Source organism: Blastococcus sp. KM273128, from assembly GCF_021698975.1.
Taxonomy (GTDB): domain Bacteria; phylum Actinomycetota; class Actinomycetes; order Mycobacteriales; family Geodermatophilaceae; genus Blastococcus.
Genome location: NZ_SSXA01000021.1, coordinates 23,164 through 48,814 on the forward strand (window position 1 = coordinate 23,164; position 25,651 = coordinate 48,814).

The 25,651-nt window shown below is 74.7% G+C and carries 22 protein-coding genes; 8 read left to right on the forward strand and 14 right to left on the reverse strand.

Annotation, left to right across the window (positions count from 1 at the left end):
• The first annotated feature begins 48 nt into the window (after positions 1–48).
• Complete coding sequence (locus E9529_RS08520; RefSeq protein WP_374201332.1) at positions 49–1,842, forward strand: prolyl oligopeptidase family serine peptidase; 1,794 nt, start codon at positions 49–51, stop codon at positions 1,840–1,842.
• 58 nt (positions 1,843–1,900) lie between these two features.
• Here the strand turns inward: E9529_RS08520 and E9529_RS08525 are convergent, their stop codons facing one another.
• A complete protein-coding gene (locus E9529_RS08525) occupies positions 1,901–2,947 on the reverse strand; it encodes an aspartate-semialdehyde dehydrogenase (protein ID WP_236830719.1) in 1,047 nt (348 codons plus the stop codon).
• Positions 2,944–4,212 (reverse strand): aspartate kinase, encoded by a 1,269-nt coding sequence (locus E9529_RS08530; protein ID WP_236830720.1) that lies wholly within the window; start codon positions 4,210–4,212, stop codon positions 2,944–2,946. Before E9529_RS08530 ends, E9529_RS08525 begins: the two co-directional genes overlap by 4 nt.
• A 74-nt stretch (positions 4,213–4,286) precedes the next feature.
• Here E9529_RS08530 and E9529_RS08535 point away from each other — a divergent pair, with 74 nt between their 5' ends.
• The 3 genes from E9529_RS08535 (at position 4,287) to leuA (ending at position 8,948) form a co-directional block, all read left to right on the forward strand.
• The gene (locus E9529_RS08535; RefSeq protein ID WP_236830721.1) at positions 4,287–5,882 is read left to right on the forward strand and encodes a phospholipase D-like domain-containing protein; all 1,596 of its coding nucleotides are present in this window, start codon (positions 4,287–4,289) and stop codon (positions 5,880–5,882) included.
• Positions 5,883–6,377: 495 nt separating this feature from the next.
• On the forward strand, positions 6,378–7,013 hold the full coding sequence (locus E9529_RS08540; protein WP_236830722.1) for a helix-turn-helix domain-containing protein: 636 nt from the start codon (positions 6,378–6,380) through the stop codon (positions 7,011–7,013).
• A 198-nt stretch (positions 7,014–7,211) separates the two neighbouring features.
• Positions 7,212–8,948: a 2-isopropylmalate synthase gene (gene leuA / locus E9529_RS08545; protein ID WP_236830723.1), complete on the forward strand. Its 1,737-nt coding sequence runs from the start codon at positions 7,212–7,214 to the stop codon at positions 8,946–8,948.
• 21 nt (positions 8,949–8,969) lie between these two features.
• Here leuA and mnhG read toward each other — a convergent pair whose 3' ends face one another.
• The 8 genes from mnhG to E9529_RS08585 form a co-directional block, all read right to left on the reverse strand.
• On the reverse strand, positions 8,970–9,422 hold the full coding sequence (gene mnhG, locus E9529_RS08550) for a monovalent cation/H(+) antiporter subunit G (protein ID WP_236830724.1): 453 nt from the start codon (positions 9,420–9,422) through the stop codon (positions 8,970–8,972).
• Positions 9,419–9,760 (reverse strand): monovalent cation/H+ antiporter complex subunit F, encoded by a 342-nt coding sequence (locus E9529_RS08555; RefSeq protein WP_236830725.1) that lies wholly within the window; start codon positions 9,758–9,760, stop codon positions 9,419–9,421. Before E9529_RS08555 ends, mnhG begins: the two co-directional genes overlap by 4 nt.
• Complete coding sequence (locus E9529_RS08560) at positions 9,757–10,347, reverse strand: Na+/H+ antiporter subunit E (RefSeq protein WP_236830726.1); 591 nt, start codon at positions 10,345–10,347, stop codon at positions 9,757–9,759. The genes E9529_RS08555 and E9529_RS08560 overlap by 4 nt, the downstream gene beginning before the upstream one ends.
• On the reverse strand, positions 10,344–12,083 hold the full coding sequence (locus tag E9529_RS08565) for a Na+/H+ antiporter subunit D (protein WP_236830727.1): 1,740 nt from the start codon (positions 12,081–12,083) through the stop codon (positions 10,344–10,346). The genes E9529_RS08560 and E9529_RS08565 overlap by 4 nt, the downstream gene beginning before the upstream one ends.
• Positions 12,080–12,619 (reverse strand): Na(+)/H(+) antiporter subunit C, encoded by a 540-nt coding sequence (locus E9529_RS08570; protein WP_236830728.1) that lies wholly within the window; start codon positions 12,617–12,619, stop codon positions 12,080–12,082. The genes E9529_RS08565 and E9529_RS08570 overlap by 4 nt, the downstream gene beginning before the upstream one ends.
• Positions 12,616–15,501 carry a Na+/H+ antiporter subunit A gene (locus E9529_RS08575; protein WP_236830729.1) on the reverse strand — a complete coding sequence of 962 codons (2,886 nt, stop codon included), beginning with the start codon at positions 15,499–15,501 and terminating at the stop codon, positions 12,616–12,618. The genes E9529_RS08570 and E9529_RS08575 overlap by 4 nt, the downstream gene beginning before the upstream one ends.
• 84 nt (positions 15,502–15,585) lie before the next feature.
• Positions 15,586–16,248, reverse strand: coding sequence for a response regulator transcription factor (locus E9529_RS08580; RefSeq protein ID WP_308195266.1), 663 nt, complete (start codon positions 16,246–16,248; stop codon positions 15,586–15,588).
• Positions 16,245–17,402, reverse strand: coding sequence for a histidine kinase (locus E9529_RS08585; RefSeq protein ID WP_236830730.1), 1,158 nt, complete (start codon positions 17,400–17,402; stop codon positions 16,245–16,247). Before E9529_RS08585 ends, E9529_RS08580 begins: the two co-directional genes overlap by 4 nt.
• Positions 17,403–17,547: 145 nt before the next feature.
• Between E9529_RS08585 and E9529_RS08590 the strand changes: the two genes are divergently transcribed.
• Complete coding sequence (locus E9529_RS08590; RefSeq protein WP_236830731.1) at positions 17,548–18,261, forward strand: hypothetical protein; 714 nt, start codon at positions 17,548–17,550, stop codon at positions 18,259–18,261.
• Between the two features lie 114 nt (positions 18,262–18,375).
• Here the strand turns inward: E9529_RS08590 and E9529_RS08595 are convergent, their stop codons facing one another.
• The 3 genes from E9529_RS08595 to E9529_RS08605 are packed head-to-tail and all read right to left on the reverse strand — an operon-like array spanning position 18,376 to position 22,111.
• Complete coding sequence (locus E9529_RS08595; protein ID WP_236830732.1) at positions 18,376–20,196, reverse strand: ABC-F family ATP-binding cassette domain-containing protein; 1,821 nt, start codon at positions 20,194–20,196, stop codon at positions 18,376–18,378.
• 26 nt (positions 20,197–20,222) lie between these two features.
• Positions 20,223–21,515 (reverse strand): MFS transporter, encoded by a 1,293-nt coding sequence (locus E9529_RS08600; protein WP_236830733.1) that lies wholly within the window; start codon positions 21,513–21,515, stop codon positions 20,223–20,225.
• A complete protein-coding gene (locus E9529_RS08605; RefSeq protein WP_236830734.1) occupies positions 21,512–22,111 on the reverse strand; it encodes a helix-turn-helix domain-containing protein in 600 nt (199 codons plus the stop codon). Before E9529_RS08605 ends, E9529_RS08600 begins: the two co-directional genes overlap by 4 nt.
• 196 nt (positions 22,112–22,307) lie before the next feature.
• Between E9529_RS08605 and E9529_RS08610 the strand changes: the two genes are divergently transcribed.
• Genes E9529_RS08610 through E9529_RS08620 form a run of 3 tightly spaced genes read left to right on the forward strand, consistent with a single transcriptional unit; the run spans position 22,308 to position 24,749 of the window.
• On the forward strand, positions 22,308–23,321 hold the full coding sequence (locus tag E9529_RS08610; RefSeq protein ID WP_236830735.1) for a pirin family protein: 1,014 nt from the start codon (positions 22,308–22,310) through the stop codon (positions 23,319–23,321).
• 46 nt (positions 23,322–23,367) lie between these two features.
• Entirely contained in the window at positions 23,368–24,300 is a 933-nt protein-coding gene (locus E9529_RS08615) for a pirin family protein (RefSeq protein WP_236830736.1), read from the forward strand.
• Positions 24,301–24,314: 14 nt separating this feature from the next.
• The gene (locus E9529_RS08620) at positions 24,315–24,749 is read left to right on the forward strand and encodes a PPOX class F420-dependent oxidoreductase (protein WP_236830737.1); all 435 of its coding nucleotides are present in this window, start codon (positions 24,315–24,317) and stop codon (positions 24,747–24,749) included.
• 48 nt (positions 24,750–24,797) lie between these two features.
• On the opposite strand, the gene E9529_RS08625 is transcribed toward E9529_RS08620, so the two are convergent.
• On the reverse strand, positions 24,798–25,556 hold the full coding sequence (locus E9529_RS08625) for a VOC family protein (protein ID WP_236830738.1): 759 nt from the start codon (positions 25,554–25,556) through the stop codon (positions 24,798–24,800).
• Positions 25,557–25,651 lie beyond the last annotated feature (95 nt).

A 25,651-nucleotide genomic window follows, 5' to 3' on the forward strand; every position in this document is an offset into this window, starting at 1 on the left:
GGAAGGCGGCCCCTGAGTCGTTCCCGGGCCGCTGCGAAGATGGGTGACGTGACCGCCGAGCAGACCGCCCCCGCCCTTCCCCCCGAGGTCACCGCCCGCTGGCAGGCCCGGTTCCGCGCCCCCCGGGTGTCGCTGCCGGACTGGGCGTTCGACGCCCCGGACCGCAACCTCTACAGCTCCGACGTCAGCGGCGTCGTCGAGCAGTACGCGTGGGACCGGTCCACCGGCAGCCACCGGCAGGTGACCGACCGGCCCAACGGCACGCTGATCGGCACGCTCAGCCAGGACGGCGCGACCATCTGGTGGTTCGCCGACACCGACGGCGACGAGTTCGGCGTCTGGATGACCCAGCCGTTCGAGGGCGGCGAGGACGCCGTCGCCGTCCCCGAGGTGGGGCCCGCCTACCCGGCCGGGCTGGAGCTCGGGCACTCGCTGGTCGCCATCGGTCGGTCGACCGACGACGGCAGCGAGCTGTGGGTGGCGCCCACCAGCGGGACGCCCCGCGTGGTCTACCGGCACCCCGACCCGGCCTCGGTGGACGCGCTCACCCGCGACGACGAGCTGCTGGTCGTCTCGCACTCCGAGCACGGCGACCCGCGCTACCCCGCGCTCCGGGTGCTCCGCACCGCCGACGACGCCGTCGTCGCGGAGAAGTGGGACGGCGAGGGCCGCGGACTGCACGCGCTGGAGTTCGCGCCGCTGCCGGGCGACCGCCGGCTGCTGGTCGGCCACGAGCGCCGGGGCCGCGAGGAGCTGCTGGTCTGGGACGTCGCCACCGACACCGAGACCGAGCTGGTGCTCGACCTGCCCGGTGACGTGACCGCCGGCTGGTACCCCGACGGCTCGGCGCTGCTGGTCGGCCACGACCACGCCGCGCGCAGCGAGCTGTACCGCTACGACCTGGCCACGGGCGCGCTGGAGAAGCTGGACACCCCGCCGGGCGTCGTCCGCGGTGCCACCGCCCGCCCCGACGGCACGGTGGAGCTGGCCTGGTCGAACGCCGAGCTGCCGCCGGTGATCCGGCGGGCCGACGGCCCCGTCGTCCTGTCCGTGAGCGAGGAGGAGCCGCCGGCGGCCTACCCGGTCGAGGACCGCTGGGTGCCCGGCCCCGGGGGCGAGATCCACGCGCTGCTGGTGCGCCCGGCGGGCGAGGGCCCGCACGCGACGGCGTTCCTGGTGCACGGCGGCCCCGAGGCGGCCGACGACGACTCCTACCGCGCCCGGCGGGCCGCCTACGTGGACGCCGGTTACGCCGTCGTGCACGTCAACTACCGGGGCTCCACCGGCTACGGGTCGGCCTGGCGGGACGCGCTCACCGGCCGGCCCGGGCTGACCGAGCTGGAGGACGTCGGCGCGGTGTACGACGCGCTGGTGGCCGAGGGCGTGGTCGACCCGCAGCGGGCCATCCTCAGCGGCGGCTCGTGGGGCGGCTTCCTCACGCTGCTCGGCCTGGGCACGCAGCCGGAGCGCTGGGCGGCGGGCATCGCCGAGGTGCCGGTGGCCGACTACCTGGCCGCCTACGAGGACGAGATGGAGGGGCTGCGGGCCTACGACCGGGCGCTGTTCGGCGGCTCACCGGAGGAGGTGCGCGACGTCTACGTGCGCTCCTCCCCCATCACCTACGTCGACGCCGTCGCCGCGCCGGTGCTGGTGGTGGCGGGCGCCAACGACCCGCGCTGCCCGATCCGGCAGATCGACAACTACCTGGAGCGGCTCGCCGAGCTCGAGAAGCCGCACGAGGTCTACCGCTTCGACGCCGGCCACGGCTCGCTGGTGATCGAGGAGACCATCCGCCAGGTCGAGGTCGCCCTCTCCTTCGCCCTCCGCCACGTCCAGCCGTAGCCCCCGGGCGTTTTGTGCACCAACCGCCGGGGCGGTTGGTGCACAAAACGCGCAGGGGTCAGCGGGAGGCGGCGATCAGCTCGGCGATCTGGACGGTGTTGAGCGCGGCGCCCTTGCGCAGGTTGTCGTTGCTCACGAAGAGCACCAGCCCGCGGCCGTCGTCGACGCTCTGGTCCTGCCGGATGCGGCCCACGTAGCTGGGGTCGCGGCCGGCGGCCTGCAGCGGGTTGGGCACGTCGGAGAGCTCCACCCCGGGCGCGGCCCGCAGCAGCTCGGTGGCCCGCTCGACCGACAGCGGCCGGGCGAACTCGACGTTGAGCGACAGCGAGTGCCCCGTGAACACCGGCACCCGCACGCAGGTGCCCGCCACCCGCAGGTCGGGGATGCCGAGGATCTTGCGGCTCTCGTTGCGGAGCTTCTGCTCCTCGTCGGTCTCGAACGAGCCGTCGTCGACGACGGAACCGGCCATCGGCAGCACGTTGAACGCGATCGGGGCGACGTACTTGACCGGGTCGGGGAAGGCCACGGCCGACCCGTCGTGGGCGAGCGCGTCGGCCTTCTCCACGACGGCCTTCGCCTGGCCGTGCAGCTCCTCGACGCCGGCGACGCCGCTGCCGGAGACCGCCTGGTAGGTGCTGGCGACGACGCGGGTCAGCTGCGCCTCGTCGTGCAGCGGCTTGAGCACCGGCATCGCGGCCATGGTCGTGCAGTTGGGGTTGGCGATGATGCCCTTGCGGATCTCCCCGAGGGCGTGCGGGTTGACCTCGCTGACGACCAGCGGGACGTCGGGGTCGCGCCGGAACGCCGAGCTGTTGTCGATCACGGTCACGCCGGCCTCGGCGAACCGCGGCGCCTGCGCCCGCGACGTCGTGGCCCCGGCGGAGAAGATGGCGATGTCCAGGCCCGTCGGGTCGGCGGTGGCCGCGTCCTCGACGGTGATCTCGCCGCCGGCCCAGGGCAGCGTGCTGCCGGCCGAGCGGGCGGAGGCGAAGAACCGCAGCTCCGCGATGGGGAAGTCCCGCTCCGCGAGCAGGTCGCGGACGACCCGGCCGACCTGACCCGTGGCGCCGACGATGCCGACGCGCAGCCCACCGTTCGTGCTCATCGTCCGGTCCCTCCGTAGACCACGGCCTGCGCCTCGTCGGTGCCCAGGTCGAAGGCGTCGTGCACCGCGCGGACGGCGATGTCGACGTCGGTGTCGCGGCAGACCACGGAGATGCGGATCTCCGAGGTGCTGATCAGCTCCAGGTTGACCCCGGCGTCGGCGAGCGCGCCGAAGAACTTGGCCGAGACGCCGGGGTGCGAGCGCATGCCGGCGCCGACCAGGCTGACCTTGCCGATGTGCTGGTCGAAGCTGACGCCGGTGTAGCCGACGGTGTGCTTGACCTTCTCCAGGGCCGCCAGCGCGGTCGGGCCGTCGCTCTTGGGCAGCGTGAAGGAGATGTCGGCGAGCTTGCTGGCCTCGGCCGAGACGTTCTGCACGATCATGTCGATGTTGACCTCGGCGTCGGCGAGCACGCGGAAGATCTGCGCCGCCTCGCCCGGCCGGTCCGGCACCCCGAACACGGTGATCTTGCCCTCGGAGCGGTCGTGCGCGACGCCGGAGATGATCGCCTGTTCCACGGTGAGGTCCTCCATCGAGCCGGTCACGGTCGTGCCGGGGAGCTGGGAGTAGGAGCTGCGGACGTGCACGGGGATGCCGTAGCGGCGGGCGTACTCGACGCAGCGGAGCATGAGCACCTTCGCGCCGGAGGCCGCCAGCTCGAGCATCTCCTCGTAGGTGATGGTGTCCAGCCGCCGGGCGTTCGGGACGATGCGCGGGTCGGCGGTGAAGACGCCGTCGACGTCGGTGTAGATCTCGCAGACGTCGGCGTTCAGCGCCGCGGCGACGGCGACGGCGGTGGTGTCCGAGCCGCCGCGGCCGAGCGTGGTGATGTCCTTGGTGTCCTGGCTGACGCCCTGGAAGCCGGCGACGATGACGACCGAGCCCTCGTCCAGCGCCGACTTCAGCCGGCCGGGGGTGACGTCGATGATCCGCGCCTTGCCGTGGCTGGACGTGGTGATGACGCCGGCCTGCGACCCGGTGAAGGAGCGCGCCTCGTACCCGTGCTCGGAGATGGCGATCGCGAGCAGGGCCATGGAGATCCGCTCGCCCGCGGTCAGCAGCATGTCGAGCTCTCGCCCGGGCGGGGTGTCGGTGATCTGGCTGGCGAGGTCGAGCAGCTCGTCGGTGGTGTCACCCATCGCCGAGACCACGACCACGACGTCGTCGCCGTTGTTCTTGGCCGCGACGATCCGTTCCGCGACGCGCTTCATGTGCTCGGCGGAGGCGACGGACGAGCCGCCGTACTTCTGGACGACGAGGGCCACGGGACATGAGGCTACCGAGGCCGTCCACCACCCGGGCGCTTGCATCCGGCTGCCGGGGCGGTTGTGATCACCGGGTGGACGATCCGGGCCGCTGGCTGCTGACCTCCGAGGAGCGCGACAACAGCGGCGCCGCCGTCCCGGGCTGGACGGAGGGCAACCTGGTCCGCCCGCTCGTGCACGGGGCGGCGTACTTCGAGCGGCTCGTCGAGGTGGTCGAGCAGCTGGGCGAGGGCGACCGCCTGTGGTTCACCGACTGGCGCGGCGACCCCGACCAGCGGCTGGGCCCGGACGGGCCCACGGTGAACGAGCTGTTCAGCGCGGCCTCGCACCGCGGCGTCGACGTGCGCGGCCTGGTGTGGCGCTCGCACACCGACGCGCTCTCCTACAGCAAGGAGCAGAACCGCTCGCTGGACCGGGAGATCGAGGAGGACGGCGGGAAGGTCGTGCTGGACCAGCGCGTGCGCCGGGTCGGCAGCCACCACCAGAAGGTCGTGGTGATCCGGTGCCCCGCGGACCCGTCCCGCGACGTCGCATTCGCCGGGGGCATCGACCTGTGCCACAGCCGCCGCGACGACGGGCGGCACGACGGCGACCCGCAGGCGGTCGACATGCACTCGGCGTACGGCCCGACGCCGCCGTGGCACGACGTCCAGGCCGAGGTCCGCGGCCCCGCGGTCGCCGTCCTGGAGACGGCGTTCCGCGAGCGCTGGGACGACCCGACCAGCCCCGTCCAGGGCAACCCGATCGCCTACCTCGTCGACCGGTTCCGGCGGGCCCGGCTGGACCCCGCGCCGCTGCCGCCCGAGCTGCCGCCGCCCCCACCGGCCGGGCCGCACCTGGTGCAGATCCTGCGGACCTACCCGAAGATCCTCCCCCGCTACGACTTCGCCCCGGAGGGCGAGCGCTCCGTGGCCCGGGGGTACTCGAAGGCGGTGCGGCGCGCCCGCCGCCTCATCTACCTCGAGGACCAGTACATGTGGTCGGGCGAGGTGGCCGGGCTGTTCGCCGACGCCCTGCGGGACAACCCGGAGCTGCACCTGGTGGTGGTCGTGCCCCGCATCCCCGACCAGGAGGGGGCGTTCAGCGCGACGCCGCAGTACGTGGGCCGCCGGCAGGCGATCGACCTCTGCGTGGAGGCGGGCGGCGAGGACCGCGTGCACGTCTTCGACGTGGAGAACCACGCGGGGACGCCGGTGTACGTGCACGCGAAGGTGTGCGTCGTCGACGACGTCTGGGCGTGCATCGGGAGCGACAACTTCAACCGCCGTTCGTGGACCCACGACAGCGAGCTGTCGACCGCCGTCCTGGACACGACGCAGGACCCGCGCGAGCCCCTGGACCCGGCGGGGACCGGTGACTGCGCGCGCACGCTGGCGCGGGACCTGCGGCTGGAGCTGGCGCGGGAGCACCTGGACCTCGACCCCGACGGCGGCGAGGACGACCTGCTGCTCGACCCCGAGCGCTTCGTCGCGACGCTGGAGCAGCGCGCCGCGGCCCTGGCCGAGTGGCACGAGGGCGGGCAGCGGGGCCCGCGCCCGCCCGGACGGTTGCGGCCGCACCGCCCGGAGAAGCTCGCCTGGCACACCCGGCTGTGGGCCACGCCGGTCTACCGGCTGCTGGTCGACCCCGACGGCCGCCCGCTGCGCCTGCGGCTGCGCAAGGCGTTCTGACCTCTCCCGGTGCAGCACGCACGCTGCACCGGGCCGCACCCACCGCCGAAGCCGCGCCGCCAGGAAGCACCCCGCCGTCGAACCCGCGCCGCCGGGGAGCCCCCCCCCCCGCCTTCGAGCGGCACCCCTTCCGGAGATCTCCTCCTGCCCGGAACCACATACCCCGGCACGCTCTGCCTCTGAGTGCCCCTGCACTCAGAGGCAGAGCTTCCGCAGCACCCCGCGGCCCCCATGACCACGACGGGGTCGCGGCCGGCGCCCACAGGGAGTCGATGTGCTGGCGCCCGCTCGCACCTGGGGTGATCCGACCCAGGGGTCCCGCCACGCAGCACGGTCTGCCTCTGAGTGCCCCTGCACTCAGAGGCAGAGCTCCCGCAGCACCACCCGTGCCCCGGACGAGAGCTGCACCGCGGCCCCCTGTCCACAGCGATCCCGGGTCTCCACCGTCCTCGTCGCGCGTGTCCGAGCGGCGTTCGGGTGATGGACGTTGGGACGGTGCAGGAAGACCCCTTCGACCTCCCGGGCCTGCTGCGGCGGATCCGCCGGCAGGCCGACCTGTCCCAGCGGGAGCTGGCCGCGCGCTGCGACCTCTCGCAGTCGGCGGTCGCCTCGGCCGAGACCGGGCGGCGGGACCTGCGGGTGACCGCGCTGGTCAGGGCGGCTGCGCTCGCCGGGTTCCGGCTGGTCCTGCTGGACGAGGACGGGGCGGAGGTCCGGCCGATGTCACCGGAGGCCGTGCGCGACCTGGGTCGGCGGCACTTCCCGGCGCACCTGGACACGGAGCGGACGGCGGCGGGCCTCTCGTTCCACGAACAGCGCCGGGACCGGCCGGAGACCGCCTACACCTTCGTCCGGGACCGGTCGGCCAGGGACGGGCGCCGCGCCGCACGGGGCGCGCCCAGCGACCACCACCCGTGGCTCCCCGGCGACACACCGGCCGAGCGCCGGGCCACCCGGCGGGCGGAGGCGGCGCAGCGGCGGCGCGAGGAGTTCGAGCGCCGGCGGGCCGCCGGTGAGCTGCCCCCGCTGCCCGACTTCACCTGCGAGTGCCCGCCGGCGTGCGCCGAGGGGGACGACGGCACGCGGCCGTTCCACGTCGACGGCTGCCCCTGCCGCTGCGACGTGGGCTGAGCGTGGTCCTGCGCCCCCGGCCGGCGCGCTGCTACCGTGGCGGCGTGCGCGGCAGCCTCCTGCTTACCCGCCGCGGCGAGGCCCTCTCCTAGGTCGGCCCCCTCGCCGCGGTGTCCTGGCGTCCCCGGCGTCCGCTGACCGTCCCGGAGCCCGTGCGCACCCCCCGCGCACGGCAGCCCGCCACAGGAGCCCTCCCCCATGAGCAAGACCCACCCGCACGCCCGCCACCCCCAGCAGCCCTCCGGCATGCCGATCCACCGCTACGCACCCTTCGCCCCGGTGGTGCTGCCCGACCGCACCTGGCCCGACACCGTCACGACGCAGGCCCCGCGCTGGTGCGCCGTCGACCTGCGCGACGGCAACCAGGCGCTGATCGACCCGATGACGCCCGACCGCAAGCGCCGGATGTTCGAGCTGCTCGTCCGCATGGGCTACAAGGAGATCGAGGTCGGCTTCCCGGCGGCCAGCCAGACCGACTACGACTTCGTCCGCCAGCTCATCGAGGACGACCTGATCCCCGACGACGTGACGATCCAGGTGCTCACCCAGGCGCGCGACGAGCTGATCGAGCGCACCTTCGAGTCCCTGCGCGGCGCGAAGCAGGCGATCGTGCACCTCTACAACTCGACCTCCACCCTGCAGCGGCGGGTCGTGTTCGGCCTCGACCGGGCCGGGATCGTCGACATCGCCGTCCACGGCGCCCAGGTGGTGCGCAAGCTCGCCGAGCAGATGGGTGAGACCGACATCCGCTTCGAGTACTCCCCCGAGTCGTTCACCGGCACCGAGCTCGACTTCGCCGTCGAGATCTGCAACGCCGTCATGGACGTCTGGGAACCCACGCCCGAGCGCCCGACGATCATCAACCTGCCGGCGACCGTCGAGATGGCCGAGCCGACCGTCTACGCCGACCAGATCGAGTGGGTGCACCGGAACATCGGCCGCCGCGACTCCGTCGTGCTGAGCCTGCACCCGCACAACGACCGCGGCACCGCCGTCGCCGCCGCCGAGCTCGGCTACCGCGCCGGCGCCGACCGCATCGAGGGCTGCCTGTTCGGCAACGGTGAGCGCACCGGCAACGTCGACCTGGTCACCCTGGGCCTGAACCTGTTCAGCCAGGGCATCGACCCGCAGATCGACTTCTCCGACATCGACGAGATCCGCCGCACCGTCGAGTACTGCAACCAGCTGGGCGTGCACGAGCGGCACCCCTACGGCGGCGACCTGGTCTACACCGCCTTCTCCGGCTCGCACCAGGACGCGATCAACAAGGGCTTCAAGGCGCTGGAGGCCGACGCCGCGGCCGCCGGGGTCCCGGTGGAGCAGCAGGCCTGGGCCGTGCCCTACCTGCCGATCGACCCCAAGGACGTGGGCCGCAGCTACGAGGCCGTCATCCGGGTGAACAGCCAGTCCGGCAAGGGCGGCGTCGCCTACATCATGAAGACCGAGAACCACCTGGACCTGCCGCGCCGGCTGCAGATCGAGTTCAGCGCGGTCGTCCAGCGGCACACCGACGACGAGGGCGGCGAGGTCACCGCCCAGCAGATGTGGACGGCGTTCAGCAACGAGTACCTGCCCGACCCGGCCGCGCCCTGGGGCCGGTTCTCCCTCACCGGGCACCGGCACACCGCGCACGGTGACGGGCAGGTCGACGAGATGGTCGTCGAGCTCGTCGACGCCGGCGTACCGGTGACCGTGGAGGGCCGCGGCAACGGCCCGATCGCGGCCTTCGTCGACGCCCTGAAGAGCCTGGACGTCGACGTCCGCGTGCTCGACTACGCCGAGCACGCCATGTCCGCCGGCGGTGACGCCCGGGCCGCCGCCTACGTCGAGTGCGCCGTGGGCGACCGCGTGCTGTGGGGCGTGGGCATCGACCCCAACATCGTCACCGCCTCGCTGCGGGCGGTCGTCTCCGCGGTCAACCGCGCCGAACGCTGATCCGGCCGGACGGGGCGCGGCTCAGCGCGCCCCGTCCTCCCGGCGCTCCTCCCGGCGGCTCTCGGCCAGCGCCTGCCCCGAGTTCTCCGGCGGGGCGTCGGCCGGCTCGTCCCCGCGGTAGACCCGGTCCGGCCGCCGCTCGGAGCGCAGCTCGTCGACCAGCAGCCGGTCCCGGCGCACGTGCCGCCGGCGGTAGGCGACCCGGCTGATCATGTGCGCGCTGACCGGCGCGGTGAGCATCTGGAAGGCGGCGACCAGCAGCAGCATCCACGTCGCCGACCAGCCCTGCAGCCGGATCGCCGCCCCGACCATGATGAGCAGCACCCCGAGCACCTGCGGCTTGGTGCCCGCGTGCATCCGGGTGAGGACGTCCGGGAAGCGCAGCAGCCCGAGCCCCGCGGTGAGGCACAGGAACGAGCCCAGCAGCAGGAAGACGATGGCGATGACGTCGGCCACCGTCCGCAGCTCGGTCATCGTCCCTCCTCCGCGTCCCGGGCCACCCGCTCCTCGGCCGCCTCGGGCAGCCCCACGTCCTGGCCGTCCGCCGAGGACAGGAGCAGCATGCCGCCGATGTACCGGGCCACCGACACCGAGCCGACGAACGCGAGCAGCGACACCACCACCAGCACCGGGACGACCGTCGGGTCCCGCTGCAGGCCCGCGTGCACGGCCAGCCCGGCCGCGATGATCACCAGCAGCGTGTCGGTGGCCACCACGCGGTCGAGCAGCGAGGGTCCGATGCCCAGGCGCACCAGCGCCAGCAGGGCGCCGACCCCGAGCAGCCCGTACCCGAGCCAGAAGACCACGGTCACGGCGTCCTCCGTCCCGCCCGCGCCGGTTCCTCGCCCGGTGCGAGGCCGAGCGCCGCGATCTCGTCCGGCGAGCCGAAGGCCCGCACCACCCGCTCCTCCTGCGCCAGCACGGACGCGCGCTGCCGCTCGACGTCGTCCTCGTTGCTCACGTGCAGGATGTGCAGCCCGAGCGTCCGGCGCTCCCGGTCGAGGTCGATCACCATCGAGCCGGGCACCAGGGTCAGCGACTCCGCCAGGATGGTCAGCAGCAGGTCGGAGTCCGTGCGCAGCTGCACCGTGACGATCGCGCTGCGGTCGATGCCCGACGGCCGCACGGTCTGCCACGCCACGAGGGCACCCGAGCTGACCAGGTCCACCACGAAGTAGGACAGGAAGCGCACCAACGCGACCGGTCGGACGCGGGCTCCGCCGACGACCGGGGGCAGCGGCAGCAGCAGCGTGACGGCGAGCGCGACCACGATGCCGCCGAGCAGGTTGGCCCACGACCAGGTGCCCCAGAGGAGGTTCCAGACCAGCACCAGCCAGACCAGGAGCGGCAGCTGGTGCCGCAACCGGTACGTCGCCGCGGGCGCGGGGTCGCCGGTCACGGGACGTCCTCCCCGCCGAACACCGACGAGATGTAGGGCCCCCGGTCGAGCAGGTCCCGCGCAGCCCGGTCGGTGATCTGGTAGAGCGGCCCGGCGAGGGCCGTCAGCGAGACGGTCACGACGACCATCGCGGCGGTGGACCCGACCATCACCCGCGGCAGCGGCCGCAGCGGCCGCTCCCGGTCGGCGTCCTCCCCGAGCCCGTCGGTGGGCGGCGCCGTCGCCGTCGCGACGGCGGTGTGCCGCTCCCAGGCCGCCCGCCGGGCCTCCGCCCGACCACCGGCCGCGGTGTCCACCGGGTCCTTCTCCGCGGCCGGCTCGCGCTGCTCGGCGAGGCCCGGAGGGGGTCCGGACACGAACTCGGGGCCGGCGTCGGCCGCTGCGGCGTCGTCCGTGTCGCCGACCGGGGACTGGGTCGAGAGCCGCCAGAAGGCGCGGTTCCACACCCGGGAGATCGCCAGCAGGGTCAGCAGGCTGGTGACCGCCCCACCGGCCACCAGCACGATCGGCAGCCAGCCGCCGTCGGCGACGCCGGCCTCGAGCAGGCCGAGCTTGCCGATGAAGCCGGAGAACGGCGGGATGCCGGCCAGGTTCATCGCGGGGACGAAGAACAGCACCGCCAGCACCGGCGACGCCGCCGCCAGCCCGCCGAGCCGGTCGACGCCGGTCGAGCCGCCCTGCCGCTCGACGAGACCGGCGACGAGGAACAGCGTGGTCTGGATGGCGATGTGGTGGACCACGTAGAAGATCGCCCCGGCCAGCCCCGCCTGGGAGGCCAGGGAGATGCCGAACACCATGTAGCCGATGTGGCTGACCAGCGTGAAGGAGAGGATCCGCCGGATGTCGGTCTGGGCGACCGCACCCAGGATGCCGATCAGCATGGTGGCCAGCGCCGCCCACATGAGCACGGTGTCCAGCGCACCGCCCGGGAACAGCAGGGTCTGCGTGCGGATGATCGCGTAGACGCCGACCTTGGTGAGCAGGCCGGCGAACACCGCGGTCACCGGCGCGGGCGCGGTCGGGTAGCTGTCGGGCAGCCACGCCGACAACGGGAAGACCGCCGCCTTGATGCTGAAGGCGATCAGCAGCATCGCCTGGAGCAGGAGCTGGGTGCCCTCCGGCAGCTCCTGCAACCGCACGGCCAGCTGCGCCAGGTTCACCGTGCCGGTCGCCCCGTACACCAGCCCGATCGCCGCCAGGAACAGCAGCGAGCTGAGCAGGCTCACGATGATGTACGTGACGCCGGCCCGGATGCGGGGCGCCGAGCCGCCGAGCGTCAGGAGCACGTAGCTGGCGGTCAGCAGGATCTCGAAGCCGACGTAGAGGTTGAACAGGTCACCGGCGAGGAACGCGTTGGCCACGCCCGCGATGAGCACGAGGAACGTCGGGTGGAAGATCGAGATCGGCGTCTCCTCGTCGCCGTCGGCCGCGCCCTGGCCGACGGCGAAGACCAGCACCCCGAGCGCCACGGTCGCGGCGACGACCAGCATCAGCGCCGACAACCGGTCGACGACGAGCACGATGCCCAGCGGCACCGGCCAGGCGCCGACGGAGATCGCGTCCGCGCCGTCGGCGTCGGCGAGGAGCAGCAGCGCCACCGACACGGCGAGCACCGTGGAGAGCACGACGACGCTCAGCGTCCGCTGCACCCGCGGGTGCCGGCCGCCGACCAGCAGCGCCGCCGCGGCGCCGAGCAGCGGCAGCAGCACCGGCAGCGGCGTGAGGACCCGGATCACCGCTTCCTCCGCCGGGTCGCCGGGAGGTCCACGTCGTCGGAGGCGACGCCGGAGAACTGCCGCGCCAGCCCGCGCTCGGCGCCGGCGTCCCGCTCCCGGTCGGCCGCCAGCGTGTCGGCGTGCATGGCCGGCCGGTCCTCGGGCGCCAGGTCGTCGGGGTCGATGTCGTCGGCGTCGGTGTCGGAGCGGCGGGCGACCCGGCGGTCCTCCTCGTCGACCTCGATCACCTCCTGGCGCACCAGCCGCCAGGACCGGTAGATCAGCGCCAGCACGAACGCCGCGATCCCGAAGGTGATGACGATCGCGGTGAGGATCAGCGCCTGCGGCAGGGGATCGCTCATCTCCTCCGGCTCGGCGTAGCCCAGGATCGGCGCCAGCCCGGCGGGCCCGCCGGCCGACAGGAGCAGCAGGTTGGTGGCGTTGCCGAGCAGCAGGAAGCCCAGCAGGACGCGGGTGAGGCTGCGGTCCAGCAGCAGGTAGACGCCGGCCGCGTAGAGGCCGCCGATGATCACCGGCAGGACGACGGTGGGGGTCATCGGAGAACCACCTCTCCCGGTGCGACGTCGATGGGGTCGTCCTCGTCGACCTGGCGGTCCAGCTCCGCGCCGAGGCTGCGCAGGATGTCCAGCACCAGCCCGACCACGATCAGGTAGACGCCGATGTCGAAGAACAGCGAGGTCACGAGCTTGACGTCGCCGAGCACCGGCAGCGTGGTCTCGAGGATCGCCGTCTGCAGCACGTCGGCGCCCAGCGCCAGCCCGACGACGCCGGTGCCCCCGGCGAAGAGCAGCCCGACCCCCAGCAGCAGGCCGGGGTCCACCGGGGCGGCCTCGCCGAGCTCGTAGCGGCCGCCGGCGAGGTAGCGCAGGACCAGGGCCAGGCCGGCGACCAGGCCGCCCGCGAAGCCCCCGCCCGGCTCGTTGTGCCCGCTGAACAGCAGGAAGAGCGAGAAGACCAGGATCGTGTGGAACAGCACCCGGGTGATGACCTCGAGGATCACCGACCGCCGCTCGGGTGCCAGCACCGCGGAGGCGGCCAGCCACTGACCGCGGGGCGCCCGGCGCGAGGAGCGCTGCTGCCGCGCCAGCTGCACGGGGTCCAGCCGGTCGACGACGCCGGTGCGCCGGCGCAGGAACACGAGGCTGGCCACCCCGGTGGCGGCGACCACCACCAACGAGATCTCCCCGAGGGTGTCCCAGGCCCGGATGTCGACCAGGGTCACGTTGACGACGTTCTCACCCCCACCGAAGTCGTAGGCGGCTTCGGGGTGGTCCACCGAGACCGGCGTCGCGGTGCGGGCGCTCAGCGCCACCGCGCCGGCGGCGGCCATCAGCGCGCCGACCGCCACGGCGAGCAGACCGCGGCCGACCCGTTCCCGCGGACGGTGCCGCTCGGTGATGTCCTTGGGCAGCTTGCGCAGCACGAGCACGAAGACGACCAGCGTCAGCGTCTCGACCAGGAACTGGGTGAGGGCGAGGTCGGGGGCGCCCTGCAGCGCGAAGAGGACGGCCAGCCCGTACCCGGTGACGCCGACGACGAGCACCGCCGAGAGCCGCTGGCGGATCCGCAGCGCCATGGCGGCGGCGAGCAGCACCACCGCCCCGACGAGGGCCTGGATGGGGGTGTCCCACGCCCGCCACTCGCCCGGCCACGGCGCCTGGAACAGCAGGATCGACCCCGGCAGCGCCAGGACGACGACGAGGATGGTGCCCAGGTAGGCCGGCAGCGACCCGCGCTGCGTCGTCCCGGTGACCAGGACCGCGAGCCGGTCGAGCGCCTGGAGGGTGTTCCAGTACCCCTCGTCCGCGGACGCGCCGACCGCCAGCCGGCGCTGCGTGCGGAAGACCGCCGACCGGCCGAGGAAGAGCAGCGCACCCCCGATCAGGGTCACCGCGGACAGCGCCAGCGCCGGCTGCCAGCCGTGCCACAGCGCCAGCTTCTCCGCCTCCGGCGCCAGCAGCGGCATCGTGTCGGCGTAGCGGGCGACCAGCGGCTCCAGGAGCGGGCTGAACGGCCCGGCGAGCAGACCGGTCAGGGCCAGCGTCGCCGGGGCCGCGAGGAACAGCGCGGTCGGCGGGTGGACCAGCTCGGCCGGCTCGGTCGCCTCGAGCCACGGCTTGCGGGCGAAGGCCCCCCACAGGAACCGCGCGGTGTAGCCGGCGGTCAGCACCGAGCCGAGCACCAGGCCGGCGAGGACGACGACGGCGGCGGTCCGGTCGGGCAGCCCGCCCTCCCACAAGGCCGTGAACGCCGCCTCCTTCCCCACGAACCCGAGCAGCGGTGGCAGGCCGGCCATCGAGGCGGCGGCCAGCGTGCCGATCGCCGCCAGGACCGGCAGGCGCCGCCCCAGCCCGGAGAGCTTGCGCAGGTCGCGGAGGCCCGTCGCGTGGTCGATGACGCCCACGGTGAGGAAGAGGGTGGACTTGAAGAGGGCGTGGGCGAGCGTCATCGCCAGCCCGGCGGCGGCGAGCTCCCGGCTGCCCCCGCCGACGAGCACCATGAGGAAGCCCAGCTGGCTGACCGTGCCGAAGGCCAGCAGCAGCTTGAGGTCGTTCTGCCGCAGCGCGCGGTAGCCGCCGACCAGCATCGTGGCCAGGCCCAGGCCGAGGACGACCGGCCGCCAGCCGGGCACGTCGGCGAACCCGGGCGCGAGCCGCGCCACGAGGTAGATGCCCGCCTTCACCATGGCGGCGGCGTGCAGGTAGGCGCTGACCGGGGTCGGCGCCTCCATGGCGGCGGGCAGCCAGAAGTGGAAGGGGACCATCGCCGACTTGGTCACCGCCCCGGCGATGACGAGCACCGTCCCGGCGACCAGGAACGGGCCGCTCCCGGGGTCGGCGACGACGTCGGACAGCAGGTAGCTGCCGCTGGTCTCACCGAGCATGATCAACCCGACCAGCATGGCCAGGCCGCCCGCGGTGGTGAGGATCAGCGCCTGGCTCGCCGCCCGGCGGGCGGCCAGCTTGGTCCCCGCTCCCCCGATGAGCAGGAACGAGAAGACGGTGGTGAGCTCCCAGAACACGTAGAGCATCAGCAGGTCGTCGGCGAGGACCAGGCCCAGCATGGAGCCGGCGAACGCGGTCAGGTTGCCGGCGAACCGCGGCGTCGCGTCGTCGCCGGGCTCGAAGTAGCGCGCGCAGTAGACCATCACCAGGGCGCCGACCCCGGTGACCAGGAGCGCGAAGGTGAGCGCCAGCGCGTCCAGCCGGAGGGCGATCTCCAGGTCGAGCGCCGGCACCCAGGGGACGCTCTCGGTGACCTCGCCGCCCCCGGTCACCGTGGTGAGCCGCGTCAGCACCCACGCGAACCCCGTCGCCGGCACCAGCGCCAGGGCCAGGAAGGCGTTCCGTCCCCACCAGCGCGCGAGCAGCGGTGCCAGCAGGGCAGCCAGCAGGTGCAGCAGCAGGACAGCGAGCACGGGTCTCCGGGAGTCTCGGTGGGCTCGGGGACGACCACTGACGTCCAGGGACGACCGGCGGTGAGCTCAGATTAGTGCCCGACCTCAGCGCCCGCCCGGCGTGAGCAGGCCGCTCTCGTAGGCGAAGGCGACCGCCTGCACCCGGTCGCGCAGCCCCAGCTTGAGCAGCACCCGGCTCACGTGGGTCTTGACGGTCGCCTCACCGAGGTAGAGCCGGGCGGCGATCTCGGCGTTGGACAGCCCCCGGGCCACCAGCGCGAGGACGTCGGTCTCCCGGTCGGTCAGCGCGCGCAGCGCGGCCGCCCGCCCGGGGTCCGGCACGGGCGCGGCGGCGAAGGACTCGATCACCCGCAGCGTCACCGCCGGGTCGAGCAGCCCCTGCCCGGCGGCGACCGTGCGCACGGCGGCGACCAGGTCCTCGGGCGGGGCCACCTTGAGCAGGAAGCCGCTCACCCCGGCGCGCAGCGCGGCGGCGACGTGCTCGTCCTCGTCGAAGGTGGTCAGGACGACGACGCGGGTGGGGAGCTCCTCGGCGAGGATGCGCCGGGCCGCCTCCAGCCCGTCCATCCCGGGCATCCGGACGTCGAGCAGGACGACGTCGGGCCGCAGCCGGGTCACCGCGCGGACGCCGTCCGCACCGTCGGCCGCCTCGCCCACCACCTCGATGTCCGGCTCGGCGGCCAGCACCATGCGCAGCCCGGTGCGGACCATCGCCTGGTCGTCGACGAGCACCACCCGGATCGTCACGCGGTCACCGCCACCGGCACGGGGAAGGTGGCCCGCACCCGGTAGCCGCCACCGCGGAGCGGGCCGACCTCGAGCGTGCCGCCGGCCACCGCGACGCGCTCCCGCATGTGCAGCTGGCCGTGGCCGCCGCTGCCGTCGGTGCGCGGCGCCGGCACGCGGGCGCGGCCGTCGTCGGTGACCGTGACGGCGACCCGGTCGCCCGCCCAGTCGACGCGCACGCAGGTGGCCGCCGCCCCCGCGTGCCGGACGACGTTGGAGAGCGCCTCCTGGACCACGCGCACCGCCGAGACGTCGACCAGCTGCGGCAGCTCCAGCGGCTGCCCGCTGACGGCGAGCTCCACCGGCATCCCACCGGCCCGCAGCTCGTCGAGCACCGCGTCGAGGCGGGAGAGCGAGGGCTGCGGCGCGGGGGCACCCCCGCCGTCCTGCTCGCGGAGGATGCCGACGACGCGCCGCATCTCGTCGACCGCCTCGCGCCCGAGCCGCTCCAGGCCGCGCAGCACGTCCTGGGCCTCGGGGTGGTCGGGCAGCAGCCGTCGCAGGCCCCCCATCTGCAGCACCATCACGCTGACCGAGTGCGCGACCGAGTCGTGCACCTCGCGGGCGATCCGGGCCCGCTCGGCGACCGCGGCCGAGGCGGCGACCGCCTCCTGCTGCTCGGCGAGCCGGGCGGCGAGCACCTGCAGCTCGGCGGCACGGCGCCGAGACTGCGCCACGAGGCTGCCCACCGCGGCGGCCGCGCCGAGCACCAGGACGTAGAAGATCGACTCCCAGGGGTTGGGCGCCAGCAGCGACCCGAGCACCGTGGCCACCACCATGGCGACCGCCGCCGCGACGGCGCCGCGCCGCGCCGGGAGGGCCGCCGTGGCGTGGCCGACCAGCAGGCCCATGCCGACCAGCTGCGCGCCCCCCGGCCCGGGCGCGCCGCCGAGCAGGTTCACCGCGACGGTCAGCGCACCGAGGACGGCGGCCGCCGCGGGCAGGCGGGGGCACACCGCGAGCAGGGCGGCCACCAGGACGCCGGGGGTGGCCAGCGGAAGGCTGTGCTCGAGCCCCTCCAGCAGCCACTCGGCCAGCGAGAGCGCCCCCACCAGCCCGCCCACCGCCGGCCAGAGGAGGCGGCGGGCGGTCGGGGAGCCGGTCCAGCGGGGCATGGAGCGCACGCTATTGGCCGCACGGCCCCGCGGGCATCCCCCTCGCGACCGAACGCGCGGCCCGGCGCGTCCCCCGTACGGCGGACCCCGGTCGGTGCGCTCCGGCGGACGCCCCGCACCCCCGCCCGTTCCTAGCTTCTGCGCCATGACCTCGAACCTCGTCTCCCCCACCCCCGCCACGACGCCCGCCGCCGTCGCCGAGCGGCCCGCCCGCTCCGCCGGCTCGCGGCTGCTGCCGGTCGCCGGCGGCGCGCTGATCGCCGGCTCCCTCCTCTACGTCGCCGGCATGGCGACCTCCCCGCCGCAGGCCTCCATGGCGAACGCGGACTACATCGCCGCGCTCGCCCGCGACGAGGGCCGGACGGCGCTCTCGGCGATGCTGCTGCACTACGGCAACCTCGCCCTCGCGCTGGCCTGGCTCGCCGCGCCGGCGCTCGTCCGCGGCCGCCGCGGCAGCGCCACGACGATCACCGGGGCGCTGCTGTCGGCGATCGGGCTGGTGAGCGTGACCGGCCTGGTGCTCTTCGACTACTGGACGGGGGCCATCGGCCGCGAGCTGGACCCGGCGACCGCGCTGGCCCTCTTCGAGGACGTCTCCGGCTCCGCGGCCGTCGGCGTCGCGGGCACCCTGACCCTGTTCGGGCTGCTCGGTCCGCTGGTGGTCATCGCCGGGCTGGCGCGCGCCGGCGTCACCAGCTGGTGGCTGTTCGCCCCGGCCGTGGCGGCGCTCGGCCTGTCCGCGTCGATGCCCTTCAATCCGCTGCCGTTCGCGGCGTTCGCGCTGGTCGGCGCCGTCCCGGCGGTGGTGATCGGGCTGCGGATGATCCAGCGGCACCGCGCCGAGACCGCGACCGCCTGACCGCGGGCAGCCGGCGCCCGGGTCGCGCAGCGGCCCGGCACCGTCCCCCCAGGAGCTCTGCCTCTGAGTGCAGCCGCACTCAGAGGCAGAGCTTCGTCACGGGTGGGTGCGGGCTCAGCCCTCCGCGGTCTCCGCGGCGGCCAGCCACTCCTCCTCGACCTGCTCCTTCTCCGCCTGCAGCTCCCGGAGCCGGGCGTCGAGCTCGGCCGCCGTCGCGTAGTCGGCGGCGGCCGCGGCCAGTTGCTCGTGCAGCTTCTTCTCGTCGGCGTCCAGCTTGAGCATCCGCCGCTCCAGCTTGGCCGCCTCCTTCCTCGCCGCCCGCGCCTCCGCCGCCGACACCGCGGGCGCCGCGGTGGAGGGCGCTCCGACCGGGCGCGGGCCGTCACTCCCGGCCGCGGTGGTCAGCGGGGCACCGCCGGCAGCCCGTCGGCGCAGGTACTCCTCCACCCCGCCGGGCAGCTCGGCCAGCGAGCCGTCGCCGAGCAGCGCGACCACCTTGTCGCAGACGCGGTCGACGAAGTAGCGGTCGTGGCTGACCACCAGCACGGTGCCCGGGAAGCTGTCGAGCAGGTCCTCGAGCGCGGTGAGGGTGTCGATGTCCAGGTCGTTGGTGGGCTCGTCGAGGACCAGCACGTTCGGCTCGGCCATGAGCAGCCGCAGCAGCTGGAGCCGCCGCCGCTCGCCGCCGGAGAGGTCGCCGACCGGAGTCCACTGCCGGTTCGCGGCGAAGCCGAAGCGCTCGGCCAGCGACGAGGCGGAGATCTCCTGGTTGCCGATGCGGGCGACACGCGCCACCTCCTGCACCGCCTCGACCACGCGCAGCGTCCGGGGCAGCTCCGTGACGTGCTGCGACAGGTAGGCCGCCGCCACGGTCTGCCCGACGACGACGGTCCCCGAGTCCGGCTGCGTCTCCCCCACCAGCAGTTTGAGCAGCGAGGTCTTGCCCGCGCCGTTCACCCCGACGATGCCGATCCGGTCGCCGGGGCCGACGTGCCAGGTGAGGTCCTCGAACAGGGTGCGCGGGCCGTCCTCGGTGGGGACGGCGTAGTCGACGTCCTCGACGTCGTAGACGGTCTTGCCGAGGCGCCGGGCGGCGAAGCCCTTGAGCGCCATCGAGTCGCGCGCCGGCGGCTCGTCGGCGATCAGCGCCTGGGCGGCCTCGATCCGGAACTTGGGCTTGCTGGTCCGCGCCGGCGGGCCGCGGCGCAGCCAGGCCAGCTCCTTGCGCACCAGGTTCAGCCGGCGCTCCTCGGTGACCGAGGCGATCCGCGCCCGCTCGGCCCGGGCCAGCGTGTACGCCGAGTAGCCGCCCTCGTAGGAGTGCACGTTCCCCTCGGCGACCTCCCACGTGGTGGTGCAGACCTCGTCGAGGAACCACCGGTCGTGGGTGACGACGACCAGGCCGCCGCTGCGCTGCTTGACGTAGTCGGCCAGCCACGCCACGCCCTCGACGTCGAGGTGGTTGGTGGGCTCGTCGAGCACCAGCAGGTCCAGCGGGCGGATGAGCTGGGCGGCCAGCGCCACCCGCCGCCGCTCGCCGCCGGACATGGGGGCGACGGGGGCGTCCAGGCCGAGCCGGTCGAGCTCCAGGCCCGTGAGCACCGAGCGGACGGCCGGGTCGCCGGCCCACTCGTGCTCGGCGGCGAACATCGAGGGCGGCAGCACGACGTCGCGCACCGTCGTCCCGGGCGGGAGGGTTCCGGACTGGTCGAGCACGCCCATCGCGAGGTCGCCACGGCGGGTCACCCGGCCGGAGTCCGGCTCGTCGGCGCCGGTGATCAGCGAGAGCAGCGTGCTCTTGCCGCCGCCGTTGCGGCCGACGATGCCGATGCGCTCGCCGGCGGCGACGCCGAGCGAGACGTCGTCGAGGACCACGGTGGTGCCGTGCGCCTTGTGCACCCGCTCGAGGTTGACCAGGTTGAGGGGGGCGCTCATCGGCTGCGGGGAGGAGTCATGGGCCCTCAGTATCCGACGCCCGCCCCCTCCGGGACCACGGTGGCCCCGGACGCGGTCGACCGCGGCAGCCGCAGGCAGGCCAGGAGACCGAGCGCGACGACGGCGCCCACGCCCAGGAACGCGCCCTCGAGCCCGGCGGTGGCCACCAGCGGCGGGATCGCCAGGTTGCCGGCGATGCCGCCGAGCGCGAGCGCCAGCGACATCGCCGAGACGGCGGTGGCCCGGTGCGCGGCGGCCACCCGCGTGTGCAGGACGGCGCTGAGCAGCGGCCAGGCCGAGCCGTGCGCCAGGTACTGCAGCACGAACCCGGTGGCGGCGACGGCGAGCAGGTCGGGCCCGGCCAGCGTGGCCAGCGCCGCGCCGCCGAGGAGCGAGAGCACCGCGCAGGCGGCCCGGGTGGAGCCGCGCAGCAGGCGCCTCAGCGCGGGCGCGGCCGCGGCGCCGAGCGCGGCCGCGGCGAAGGACCCGGCGAGGACGACGCCGTAGACGGCGGCCCCGTCGTCCGGGTCCCCCGCCAGCTCGCTGAACCGCACCGGGCCGAGCAGCTCGCAGGCCACCAGCCCGACCCCGCCGATCCCGGTGAGCAGCAGGACCACCCGCATCGGCCCGTCGGTCACCGACAGCCGCACGGCCGCACCCACCGTCGCCGGCACCGCGCGCAGCCCGCCGGCCAGGGCGGCCCGGGCGCTGCCCTCCCGCGGGGGCCGGACCTCGGTCAGCAGCCGCAGCACCGCGGCGATGTAGACGACGTCCAGCACCGCGGCGCCGAGGTAGGGCAGCGCCAGCGCCGCGGCCCCCGAGCCCCCGGCCAGCGCCGGGAGGAAGCCGCCGGCCACTGCCCCGAGCGCGAGGCTCGCCCCGTCGGCGGCCCCGTGCTTCGCCAGCCCGGGGGCGACGTCGGCCCCGGGTTCCAGCCGGTGCACGGTATCGACGTACCAGGCCTCGACGGGGCCGGAGTCCAGCACGCGGCCGACCCCGAGCGCCAGGACGCCGGCCAGGAACCCGGCGAAGGAGGTCGCCGTCGCGAACAGCAGGCAGGACACGAGGTGCAGCAGCGCCCCGGCGACGACGACCGGGCGGCGGCCGAGGACGTCGGCCAGCCCGCCGGTGGGCAGCTCGAGCGCCACGACGACGACGCCGTGCACGGTGAACAGCACCCCGATCTCGCCGAGCGTGAGGCCGCGCGCCTGCGCGAGCAGCACCGTGATCGGCGTGGTGAGCCCCACCGGCAGCCAGCGCAGCGCCGTCAGCCCGACCAGCCGCCGGGTGGCCGAGCGGACCGTCGCCGGGCCGGTCACGAGGGCCACTCCCGCAGGGGCAGCAGGTCGAGCAGCACGCAGACCTGCTCGCCGTCGGCGTCGGGGGCGCTCGCCGGGTGGGCCGCGACCCAGCGGGCCAGCGTGGCGGTCAGCTCGGCGGCCAGCGCACGGGCCTCCTCGGCGGTGAGCCGCAGCGCGTAGTCGTTGAGCGAGGCGGCGTCCGCCCACTCCGGGTCCAGCTGCTGCCGCTGCGCGTACCAGGCGTCCACCACCGCGGCCTGCCGGTCGACCTGCAGCCGCGTCATCTCCTCCTGCGCCTCCGCGCCACCCTCCTGGGCGAGGAGGTCGGCGGCCCGCCAGCTGGTCATCCGGTGCCGCGCGCGCCACCAGCGCTCGCGCCCGCTGCCCTGCTCCTCGACCTCCTCGACGAAGCCGTGGGCCGCGAGCTGGCGCAGGTGGTAGCTCGTCGACCCGCTGCTCTCCCCCACCGCGCGGGCCAGCCCGCTCGCCGTGGCCGGGCCGTGCAGGCGCAGCAGGCCCAGCAGGCGGTTGCGCAGCGGGTGCGACAGCGCGCGGAGCGCCCGCACGTCGGTGACGCGGACGGCGGGCTCCAGCGGGTCGGTCGGCGGCACCATGGCCGGAGACTACGACTGCAAAGACTCCTTTGCAAAGTAATCTCTGCACTCCCTCGCGGGGCGTTTTGTGCACAAAGCGCCCCCCTCCTCGGTCGCCGGGGATGGCGCGAGAGACCACCGGCGGACGAGGGGAAGACAAGGGCCGACCACAGGGTTACGCTCGGCAGTAGTTGAGCCCTCAACCAAGGAGGCCGGCATGCCCGCCGTGACCGTCGAGGACACCACCACCCTGCCGCGGGTCCCGCTGCCCGCCCCCCGCACGGTGCGCCGCCGCACCCGCTCGGTGACGACGGCGCCCTCCGGCTTCGAGGGCGAGGGCTTCCCGGTGCGCCGGGCGTTCGCCGGGGTCGACCTGCGCGCGCTCGACCCCTTCATCCACATGGACCAGATGGGCGAGGTCGAGTACGCCTCGGGCGAGCCCAAGGGCACCAGTTGGCACCCGCACCGCGGCTTCGAGACCGTCACCTACCTCATCGACGGCACCTTCGAGCACGCCGACTCCCACGGCGGCGGCGGGACCATCAGCAACGGCGACACCCAGTGGATGACCGCCGGCGGCGGCGTCCTGCACATCGAGCGGCCGCCGGAGCAGCTGGTCGTCAGCGGCGGCCTCTTCCACGGCCTCCAGCTCTGGGTCAACCTGCCGCGGGCGCAGAAGTGGGTCGAGCCGCGCTACCAGGACCTGCGGGCCAAGGAGTCGGTGCTGCTGGCCAGCGCGGACGCCGGTGCGCTGCTGCGGGTGATCGCCGGCGAGATCGGCGGGCACACCGGCCCGGGCTCGACCTACACCCCGATGGCGATGGTGCACGCCACCGTGGCCCCGGGCGCGACGCTGGACCTCCCGTGGCGGCCGGACTTCAACGCGCTGGTCTACGTGCTCTCCGGCGCCGGCTCGGTGGGCATCGACGGCGCCCCGGTGCGCACCGGCCAGCTCGCGGTGCTCGGCCCCGGCGACACGGTGACCGTGCGCGGGGCGGTGCACCAGGAGTCGCGCACGCCGGCCCTCGACGTCGTCGTCCTGGGCGGGCGGCCGATCAACGAGCCGATCGCCATGTACGGGCCGTTCGTCATGAACACGGCCGACGAGGTCAGGGACGCGTTCGAGGACTTCCGCGCCGGCCGGCTCGGCTCGATCCCGGCACAGCGCGTCGAGGGACCGGTTCCGCACGCCGCCGTCCGGGGTGAGACTGCTGGAGACGACGAGCGGTAGGAGCCGTGCCATGAGCAACCTGTAACCGCGCCCGCCCGCCCGCGACATGGGTGGGCTGGAGAGCACCACCGCCGGGCCCGCGCTGGACCTGCTGCCGGCCAAGGAGGTGCTGCTGGGCGAGAGCACCCGCGTGCGCCGGCTGCTGCCGACGCTCGGCCGGCGGATGGTCGGCGCCTGGGTGTTCGTCGACCACTACGGGCCCGACGACATCACCTCCTCCCCCGGCATGCAGGTGCCGCCGCACCCGCACACCGGGCTGCAGACGGTCTCCTGGCTGCTCGATGGCGAGGTGCACCACCGCGACTCGCTGGGCAGCGACGTGCGGTTCCGCCCCGGCGAGCTGGCGCTGATGACGGCGGGGCACGGGATCGCCCACTCCGAGCAGTCGCCGGCGACCCACCCGCGCCTCCTGCACGGCGCCCAGCTGTGGGTGGCGCTGCCCGACGGCGACCGCGAGGTGGCCCCGCACTTCGAGCACCACGCCACGCTGCCCGGCTTCACCTCCGACGGGCTGACCGCGACGGTGCTCATGGGTTCCTTCGGCGGGATGACGTCACCGGGCCGGGCCTACACGCCGCTGGTCGGCGTCGACCTGGCGCTGGCCGGCGGCGCCGACGTCGAGGTGCCCCTGGAGCCCGGCTTCGAGCACGGGCTGCTGACCTCCTCGGGGTCGGTGACGGTCGACGGCGTCCCGCTGGAGCCCGGCGCGATGCTCTACCTCGGCACGGAACGGCGGACGCTCCGGCTGCGCGCGGGGACGGCGTCCCGGCTGCTGCTGCTGGGCGGCGAGCCGTTCGAGGAGCGCCTGGTCATGTGGTGGAACTTCATCGGCCGGTCCGGGGACGAGGTCGCGGAGTACGCCGAGCAGTGGAACGCCGAGTCGCGGCGCTTCGGCACCGTCGTCGGCTACGACGGCGACCGGCTGGAGGCCCCACCGCTGCCGCCGGTCGCGCTCCGGCCGCGCGGCCGCGTCCGCTGAGGGAGGCTGCGGCCATGACCGAGCCCACCGGACCCGACCCACGGTTGCTGGAGTTCGCCGCCGGCCGGCGCTGGGGCGTGCTGACCACCATCAAGCGCGACGGCCGACCGCAGCTGTCCAACGTCGGCTACGCCTGGGACGACGGCCTCGTCCGCGTCTCGGTGACCGCCGACCGGGCCAAGACCCGCAACCTGCAGCGCGACCCCCGGGTCACGCTGCACGTGTCGTCGGAGGACTTCTGGTCCTGGGTCGCCGTCGAGGGCACCGCCGAACTCACCCCGGTGGCGCAGGACCCGCACGACGCCACCGTCGAGGAGCTCGTCGCCTACTACCGCGGCATCTCCGGCGAGCACGAGGACTGGGACGAGTACCGGGCCGCGATGGTCGCCGACCGGCGGCTGGTGGTGCGGTTCCGCCCCCAGCACGCCTACGGCCAGCTGCGCGGCTGACCCCGGCCCCGCCGGTGCGCCCCGCTCGCACCGGCTGCCGGGCACCGGTCACCCGGCGGGGAGCTCCATGACCGAGAACGACGCGCCCCACGGGTCGGCGACGACCGCGAACCGGCCGTACTCGGTGTCCTCCGCCGGGAGCAGGACCTTCCCGCCGGCGGCCGTCACCGTGGCGACCGCGCCGTCGGTGTCGGTCACCGCGAAGCACGTCGCCCAGCCCTTCGGTGCCCCGGGGACGACGCCGCCGAGGCCGCCGAGCGGATCCCCGTCGGTGGCGAAGGTGGTGTAGCCCTCGCCGCCGGGGACCTCCTCGAACCGGAAGCCGAAGACCGCGGCGTAGAACTCCCGGGCCGCTGCCGGATCGTCGGCCGCCAGTTCGTTCCAGACCAGCGAGCCGGGCTCGTTGTAGCGCTGCACCCCGGCGTGCTGGCCGGCCTGCCACAGGCCGAACGGGTTGCCCTGCGGGTCCAGCGCGATGGCCATCGTGCCGAACGGGCCGACCTCCATCGGCTCCATGAGGACGGTGCCCCCGGCCTCCCGGATGCGGGCGGCCGCGGCGGCCGCGTCGTCGGTCGCGAAGTAGGTGGTCCACCGGGGCGGGTCGTCCGGGACCTGCTGCGGGCCCATCCCGGCCACCGGCCGCCCGTCCTTCTCCGCGTCCGGGTAGCCGCCGAACTCGGGGTCACCGCCGGTGTACTCCCAGCCCAGCAGGCCGGCGTAGAACTGCTTGGCGGCCTCCAGGTCGGCGGCGCCGTAGTCGATCCAGCTGGGGGTGCCGGGCGGCCAGGGGGTCTCTCGGGTGGGCATGGTTGCCTCCTCCTGTTGTGGGGGAGGTCACGGTCTCACCGGGCACCGACAGATCCGGTAGGTCAGAACGTCCCGCCGCCGCTGCGGCCGCCACC

What these genes read in the sequence shown, in the direction of transcription:
- E9529_RS08525 (WP_236830719.1), bottom strand. Translation starts at nt 2,947, where the DNA reads ATGAGCACGAACGGTGGGCTGCGCGTCGGCATCGTCGGCGCCACGGGT.
- leuA (WP_236830723.1), top strand. Translation starts at nt 7,212, where the DNA reads ATGAGCAAGACCCACCCGCACGCCCGCCACCCCCAGCAGCCCTCCGGC.
- mnhG (WP_236830724.1), bottom strand. Translation starts at nt 9,422, where the DNA reads ATGACCGAGCTGCGGACGGTGGCCGACGTCATCGCCATCGTCTTCCTG.
- E9529_RS08570 (WP_236830728.1), bottom strand. Translation starts at nt 12,619, where the DNA reads ATGACCCCCACCGTCGTCCTGCCGGTGATCATCGGCGGCCTCTACGCG.
- E9529_RS08585 (WP_236830730.1), bottom strand. Translation starts at nt 17,402, where the DNA reads ATGCCCCGCTGGACCGGCTCCCCGACCGCCCGCCGCCTCCTCTGGCCG.
- E9529_RS08590 (WP_236830731.1), top strand. Translation starts at nt 17,548, where the DNA reads ATGACCTCGAACCTCGTCTCCCCCACCCCCGCCACGACGCCCGCCGCC.
- E9529_RS08595 (WP_236830732.1), bottom strand. Translation starts at nt 20,196, where the DNA reads ATGAGCGCCCCCCTCAACCTGGTCAACCTCGAGCGGGTGCACAAGGCG.
- E9529_RS08605 (WP_236830734.1), bottom strand. Translation starts at nt 22,111, where the DNA reads ATGGTGCCGCCGACCGACCCGCTGGAGCCCGCCGTCCGCGTCACCGAC.
- E9529_RS08610 (WP_236830735.1), top strand. Translation starts at nt 22,308, where the DNA reads ATGCCCGCCGTGACCGTCGAGGACACCACCACCCTGCCGCGGGTCCCG.
- E9529_RS08615 (WP_236830736.1), top strand. Translation starts at nt 23,368, where the DNA reads ATGGGTGGGCTGGAGAGCACCACCGCCGGGCCCGCGCTGGACCTGCTG.
- E9529_RS08620 (WP_236830737.1), top strand. Translation starts at nt 24,315, where the DNA reads ATGACCGAGCCCACCGGACCCGACCCACGGTTGCTGGAGTTCGCCGCC.
- E9529_RS08625 (WP_236830738.1), bottom strand. Translation starts at nt 25,556, where the DNA reads ATGCCCACCCGAGAGACCCCCTGGCCGCCCGGCACCCCCAGCTGGATC.